Source organism: Pseudomonas sp. AGC41, from assembly GCF_057334555.1.
In genome coordinates, this window is record NZ_JBHFJB010000004.1 from 78,780 (window position 1) to 84,612 (window position 5,833).

At 61.0% G+C, this 5,833-nt stretch carries 8 protein-coding genes; 6 read left to right on the forward strand and 2 right to left on the reverse strand.

Going from position 1 to position 5,833, the window contains the following annotated elements; all coding sequences use genetic code 11:
• Positions 1-43 precede the first annotated feature (43 nt).
• Entirely contained in the window at positions 44-952 is a 909-nt protein-coding gene (prmB, locus tag ACE04F_RS00780) for a 50S ribosomal protein L3 N(5)-glutamine methyltransferase (protein WP_486104086.1), read from the reverse strand.
• A 251-nt stretch (positions 953-1,203) separates the two neighbouring features.
• Here prmB and ACE04F_RS00785 point away from each other — a divergent pair, with 251 nt between their 5' ends.
• The 5 genes from ACE04F_RS00785 to ACE04F_RS00805 all read left to right on the forward strand — a co-directional run bounded on the left by ACE04F_RS00785 (position 1,204) and on the right by ACE04F_RS00805 (position 3,974).
• Positions 1,204-1,794 carry a cysteine hydrolase family protein gene (locus tag ACE04F_RS00785; protein ID WP_305496139.1) on the forward strand — a complete coding sequence of 197 codons (591 nt, stop codon included), beginning with the start codon at positions 1,204-1,206 and terminating at the stop codon, positions 1,792-1,794.
• A gap of 129 nt (positions 1,795-1,923) precedes the next feature.
• Positions 1,924-2,244, forward strand: coding sequence for a hypothetical protein (locus tag ACE04F_RS00790; RefSeq protein ID WP_486104088.1), 321 nt, complete (start codon positions 1,924-1,926; stop codon positions 2,242-2,244).
• A 74-nt stretch (positions 2,245-2,318) separates the two neighbouring features.
• Entirely contained in the window at positions 2,319-2,876 is a 558-nt protein-coding gene (locus ACE04F_RS00795; protein WP_434603147.1) for a Smr/MutS family protein, read from the forward strand.
• A gap of 77 nt (positions 2,877-2,953) precedes the next feature.
• Complete coding sequence (gene folE, locus ACE04F_RS00800) at positions 2,954-3,499, forward strand: GTP cyclohydrolase I FolE (protein WP_486104090.1); 546 nt, start codon at positions 2,954-2,956, stop codon at positions 3,497-3,499.
• Positions 3,500-3,602: 103 nt separating this feature from the next.
• Entirely contained in the window at positions 3,603-3,974 is a 372-nt protein-coding gene (locus ACE04F_RS00805; protein ID WP_486104092.1) for a glutathione S-transferase N-terminal domain-containing protein, read from the forward strand.
• 143 nt (positions 3,975-4,117) lie between these two features.
• Here ACE04F_RS00805 and ACE04F_RS00810 read toward each other — a convergent pair whose 3' ends face one another.
• Entirely contained in the window at positions 4,118-5,284 is a 1,167-nt protein-coding gene (locus tag ACE04F_RS00810) for an aminotransferase-like domain-containing protein (protein ID WP_486104094.1), read from the reverse strand.
• Positions 5,285-5,365: 81 nt separating this feature from the next.
• Between ACE04F_RS00810 and ACE04F_RS00815 the strand changes: the two genes are divergently transcribed.
• The gene (locus ACE04F_RS00815) at positions 5,366-5,803 is read left to right on the forward strand and encodes a MarR family winged helix-turn-helix transcriptional regulator (RefSeq protein WP_486104096.1); all 438 of its coding nucleotides are present in this window, start codon (positions 5,366-5,368) and stop codon (positions 5,801-5,803) included.
• The last annotated feature ends 30 nt before the right edge of the window (positions 5,804-5,833 follow it).

The following is a 5,833-nucleotide window of genomic DNA, read 5'->3' on the forward strand; positions in this document are numbered from 1 at the left end:
GCCCAGCGGGAGCAAGTTCCCGCGCCACAAAGGCAGCCCAGCGTCAAATCCTGGAAGCAAACAACGCCTGGTGCTGGCGGCACTGTTCGGCGCTGAGCATGAACACGCCATGGCCGCCGCGCTCGAAGTCCAGCCAGGCGAAGTCGACTTCCGGATACAGTGCTTCGACATGCACCTGGCTGTTGCCCACCTCGACAATCAACAGGCCCTTCTCGGTCAGATGGTCGGCCGCCTCGGCCAGCATCCGGCGAACCAGGTTCAAGCCGTCATCGCCACAGGCCAGGCCCAACTCCGGCTCGTGCTGGTATTCCTGGGGCATGTCGGCGAAATCCTCCGCGTCGACGTAAGGCGGGTTCGACACGATCAGGTCGAAACGCTGCCCAGGCAAGCCATCAAAGCCATCGCCCTGAACCGTGAACACCCGCTCATCGACGCCATGGCGCTCGATATTCTGATTGGCCACCTCCAGCGCTTCGAACGACAGGTCGGCCAGCACCACTTCGGCTTCCGGGAATTCATAGGCACAGGCGATCCCGATGCAGCCGGAACCGGTGCACAGGTCGAGGATCCGCGCAGGCTCCTGGCCCAGCCAGGGCTCGAAGCGTTTTTCAATCAGCTCGCCGATGGGCGAACGCGGGATGAGCACGCGTTCGTCGACGATGAAAGACATTCCGCAGAACCACGCTTCACCGAGCAAGTAGGCAGTTGGAATGCGCTCGGCAATACGTCGGCGCAGCAGGCGCTGCACGTGTACCAGCTCTTCGTCTTCGAGACGGCAATCCAGATAGCTGTCGGCAATTTCCCAAGGCAAATGCAGCGCACCCAACACCAGTTGGCGAGCCTCATCCCAGGCATTGTCGGTGCCATGGCCAAAGAACAGATCCTCGCCATGGAAACGGCTGACGGCCCAACGAATATGGTCGCGCAGTGTACGAAGGCGGGAAGTGATCACAGCGGCATGCTCCAGAAAAATCGACGGGCGAGTCTACCAGCCAAACCCGCACTCCCCCAAACACCCCCACGAAAACGAAAAGCTCTGATCCAGCCGTAGGATCTCTCCATTTTTTTCGCCGCCCATTGAAAAAGATGCCGATCTTGGCAAGGCTGTAGGCCAGCAACGACGGCCCTTGCGATGGAAGCGATTCACAGAACCGCTCAGCCGGAGGAGAATGTCGCAAAAGCCCCACTCCAAGGAGCCCCAGAATGTCCGTTCCAAAAACGATGTTTCAACTCAGCGGTCGCGGTTATGCGGCGGCCAACCTGAGTCAAGCGACGCTGATCATCATCGATGCCCAGAAAGAGTATCTCGCCGGCCCCCTGGCCCTCAGCGGCATGGACGCGGCGGTCGCGAACATCAAGCAACTGCTCGGCGCGGCCCGCACCGCCGGCCGGCCGATCGTGCACGTGCGCCACCTCGGTACCCACGGCGGGCTGTTCGATCCACAGGGCGAACGTGGGGAATTCATTCCGGGCCTTGAGCCGCGGGACGACGAAACCATCATCGAAAAGCTCTTGCCGAGCGCTTTCCACGGCACCGAGTTGAAGAAGCGTCTGGAGGATTTCGGCCCACTGGACCTGATCGTCTGCGGTTTCATGAGCCATTCCAGCGTCAGCACCACCGTGCGCGCCGCCAAGAATCTGGGTTTCCGCTGCACCCTGGTCGAAGACGCCTGCGCCACCCGTGACCTGCCGCACAAGGGCGGCGTGCTGAGCGCCGAACATGTCCACCAGACTGAAATGGCGATCATGGCGGACAACTTCGCCACCCTGGCCATGACCCGCGACTTCACCTGACACCTCTGATGAGCGGCTGGTTGCGCCGCTCATCCGCAAAAACGTCTCATTTGCTGCAATTGTCCCGGCTTCAGGAACAACCCGAACATCTTCCGGTCGAAGGGCCGATACCCATTGAGGAAGGTCGGAATGAAGTTATCCGATGGTTTTGACGCACGTCGCTTGCGGCCCAAGGGCCCGAGCAACTGGCGATTTCGTATCGGCGCGGGGATCGCGGCGCTGCTGGCAACGCTGGGTGTGCTGCTGGCGATGGCCGGCGCCGCCAGCCTGCTCGGCCGCCCACCCGCGTTGGGCGAGTTGAACGCCACCCCGCTCGGTTCGGCGATCATCCTGGCAATCGGTCTGTTGGTCCTGCTGTCGGGCATCTGGCTCTGGCGCCGTTGCCGCCGTCGCGCCCGCCAATCCTTGGAGCTGGCCATGGCTCCCCATCTGATGAAAAAACACGACTGATCCGCCATCCGACGTTTTGTCGCGCCCTATCCCAGCGGAGTTGGGTAAACTGGCCGGCCTTCGCGGAGGCTGACATGCAAGACGACGACTTTTCCCTGTTCAAAAGTGCGATCCAGGGCGTAAAACCAATCAAACACGATCGCGCCGAAACCGGCAAGCCGAAGGCCGATCGCGCGCAGATCGCCAAGTTGCGCCAGGCCGCCACCGTGCGCACCGATGCAACGACCGTGGATGGCCTGTCCGATCAGTTCGTCATCGACGTCGGCCCTGAAGACGAGTTGATGTGGGCGCGAGACGGGGTCCAGGAAAGCCAGATGCGCAAGCTGAAGGTCGGCCAGATCCCTTTCGAAGGCAGCCTCGACCTGCACGGCATGACTGTCGAAAAAGCCCGGGAAACCCTCTGGGCGTTCCTCGCCGAAGCCACCCGATTCGAAATCCGCTGTGTGCGCGTCACCCACGGCAAGGCGGTGCGGCTGGACGGCAAGCGACCGATGATCAAGAGCCACGTCAACACCTGGCTGCGCCAGCACCCGCAAGTGCTCGGCTTCACCTCTTGCCAGGCCAGGCACGGCGGCGCCGGGGCGGTCTACGTGATGCTCAAGCGCACCATGATGGAAGGTCGCGACGAGTAACCCTCGATTGCCGAGCTTGCAGCGCCGTGTCCGCCACCGTACCCTTGCCCTTTGCGTAAAATCCCACAGGTAGTTTCATGTCTCTGGAACAGAATTACACCTCGATTCTCGGCCAACTCGGCGAGGACGTTTCCCGCGAGGGCCTGCTCGACACGCCCAAGCGCGCTGCCAAGGCCATGCAGTACCTTTGCCGCGGTTATGAACAGACCCTGGAAGAAGTCACCAACGGTGCCTTGTTCAGCTCCGACAACAGCGAAATGGTGCTGGTCAAGGACATCGAGTTGTACTCGCTATGCGAGCATCACCTGTTGCCTTTCATCGGCAAGGCCCATGTGGCCTACATCCCGAGTGGCAAGGTGCTGGGCCTGTCGAAAGTCGCGCGTATCGTCGATATGTATGCGCGTCGCCTGCAGATCCAGGAAAACCTCAGTCGCCAGATCGCCGATGCGGTCCAGCAGGTGACGGGGGCCATGGGCGTGGCGGTGGTGATCGAGGCCAAGCACATGTGCATGATGATGCGCGGTGTGGAAAAACAGAACTCCTCGATGATCACTTCGGTGATGCTCGGTGAATTCCGTGAAAACGCGGCGACCCGCATGGAATTCCTCAGCCTGATCAAGTAAAGCAACACATTAAGGAAACCGGCATTGATCGCCGGTTTTTTTTCGCCTGGCAAAAATCAGGTAAGCTGCGCGCCCTCTTCTTCCCTGCTTCGAGGCTTGCACCGTGATCGTCAAAGCGCTTCGAGTTGGTCTGGGCCAGCTCATCATCTTCATCGACTTCATCACTCGCCCCGGCAAGAAAAAGCGCCCGGCCGAAGCCCAGGCGCAAGTCGACCAGGCGGCCCGCAGCCTGACGCTGTATCAGTTCCATGCCTGCCCGTTCTGCGTGAAGACCCGCCGCGCCCTGCACCGTCTCAACGTGCCCGTGGCCCTGCGCGATGCGAAAAACAACGAGCAGGATCGCCAGACGCTGCTCGAACAGGGCGGCCGGATCAAGGTGCCTTGCCTGCGTATTGAAGAGAATGGCGAGACCACCTGGATGTATGAGTCCAAGGTGATCATTGATTATCTGGACAAGCGTTTTTCGGCGGTCTGAGAATTTTTGCCGGGGTTGATGGCCCTTTCGCGAGCAGGCTCGCTCCCACAGGAGGCCGGTGTTGATTACAAGTTTGCAATCACCCAGAGATCCATGTGGGAGCGAGCCTGCTCGCGAAGAGGCCGGTCGATCCAACCCAAACCTCAAGCCGCCTCGGCAGCCAAAGCCCCCCGCACCACCCCCGCCAGTCGCCTGAGCCCTTCATCCAGCCGCGCCGGATCGATATGGCTGAAATTCAAGCGCAAGTGCCCGGGATGCTTGTCAGGCTCGGGAAAAAACGGCTCTCCCGGCATGAATGCCACGTCCTCCGCCAGGGCGGCGGCAAGCAAGGTCCGGGTATCCAGCGGTTGCTTGAGGGTCAGCCAGAAAAACAGCCCGCCCTGGGGCACGTTCCAGTCGGCAATGTCGGCGAAATGCCTTTGCAGCGCGGCCTGGAACCTGTCGCGACGGTCCCGGTAAAAATCCCTCAATTCACTCAAATGGCTGCGGTACTGCTCGGTGCCGATCCATTGCAACGCCTGCCACTGGCCGATGCGATTGGTGTGCAGGTCGGCTGACTGCTTGAGCCTTAGCAGGTGCGGGAACAGGTCCGGGCTGGCAATCAGATACCCCACCCGCAGCCCAGGCAACAACGTCTTCGACACCGTGCCGGTGTAGATCCAGCTGGCCTTTTCCAAGCGACTGGCAATCGGCGTGGCGCTGCCGCCATCGAAGGTCAGTTCGCGATAGGGCTCGTCTTCCACCAGCGTCACGCCGAACTCGTCCAGCAGTGCCGCGACCGCATCGCGCTTGGCCTCGCTGTAGCGTACCGCCGAAGGGTTCTGGAACGTTGGGATCAGGTAGATGAACGCCGGTCGATGCTGCTGCAGCCGGGCCCGCAATTGCTCAAGGTCCGGGCCATCCGCTTCAAGGGGCACGGTGATGCAATTGGCGCCGAACAGCTGGAAAATCTGCAAAGCCGCAAGGTAAGTCGGCGCTTCGAGCAAAATCTCGGTGCCGATGTCGATGTGCAACTTGGCCGCCAGGTCAAGGGTTTGCTGGGAACCGCTCACCACCAAGACCTGACCGGCCTCACAAGCCAGGCCCAACGATCGCGCCTGCGCTGCCAGCGCTTCACGCAAGGCCGGCTCGCCCTCGCTCATGCCGTATTGGCCCATGGACAGCGGCATGTCCTCCCACTGCACCTTCGGCAGCATGGCTTCGGCCGGCAGGCCGCCGGCAAACGACATCACTTCCGGGCGCTGCGCCGCGGCGAGGATTTCCCGGATCAAAGAACTTTTGAGGCGCGAAACACGTTCGGAAAAAGCCATGGGGTCACCTGTAGCGAGGCCTTGGAAAAATGAGTCAAACTGTTTGACCGAAATTACCGCGTCGCCTCTGGAAACGTCAATATGCTTGACCTTAAAAATCCCACATCCCAACAAATGGCCATGGAAGCGTTCTTCTTCGGTTACCAGGCGTTTACCGCCAAAGCCGATGAAATGCTTGAGCGCCGGGGCTTGAGCCGCGTGCATCAGCGCATCGTTTTTTTCATCGCCCGTTATCCATCATTAAGTGTGAAGGAGCTGTTGGCGCTGCTTGGCGTGAGCAAACAGGCATTGAACATGCCGCTGCGGCAATTGATGGAAATGCAGTTGGTGAACAGCGTTGCCTCCGAGGCCGACAAGCGCAAACGGCTGCTGGAACTGACCGTCGAGGGCGCGCGCTTTGAACAGGCGCTGCGGCGCGAGCAGGTCAAATTGCTCGAGCGAGTGTTTGCCGAGGCCGGGGAAGCGGCGGTGGATGGGTGGCTGGCGGTGAATCTGGGGTTGGGCAAGGCCGGCGACTAAGGAAGTCGTTCAGCCCATGCGGACCCTTCG

Bases quoted from the DNA above. Each gene is read 5' to 3' on its own strand.
- ACE04F_RS00785 (WP_305496139.1), top strand. From the start codon at position 1,204: ATGTCCGTTCCAAAAACGATGTTTCAACTCAGCGGTCGCGGTTATGCG.
- ACE04F_RS00790 (WP_486104088.1), top strand. From the start codon at position 1,924: ATGAAGTTATCCGATGGTTTTGACGCACGTCGCTTGCGGCCCAAGGGC.
- ACE04F_RS00795 (WP_434603147.1), top strand. From the start codon at position 2,319: ATGCAAGACGACGACTTTTCCCTGTTCAAAAGTGCGATCCAGGGCGTA.
- folE (WP_486104090.1), top strand. From the start codon at position 2,954: ATGTCTCTGGAACAGAATTACACCTCGATTCTCGGCCAACTCGGCGAG.
- ACE04F_RS00810 (WP_486104094.1), bottom strand. From the start codon at position 5,284: ATGGCTTTTTCCGAACGTGTTTCGCGCCTCAAAAGTTCTTTGATCCGG.
- ACE04F_RS00815 (WP_486104096.1), top strand. From the start codon at position 5,366: ATGCTTGACCTTAAAAATCCCACATCCCAACAAATGGCCATGGAAGCG.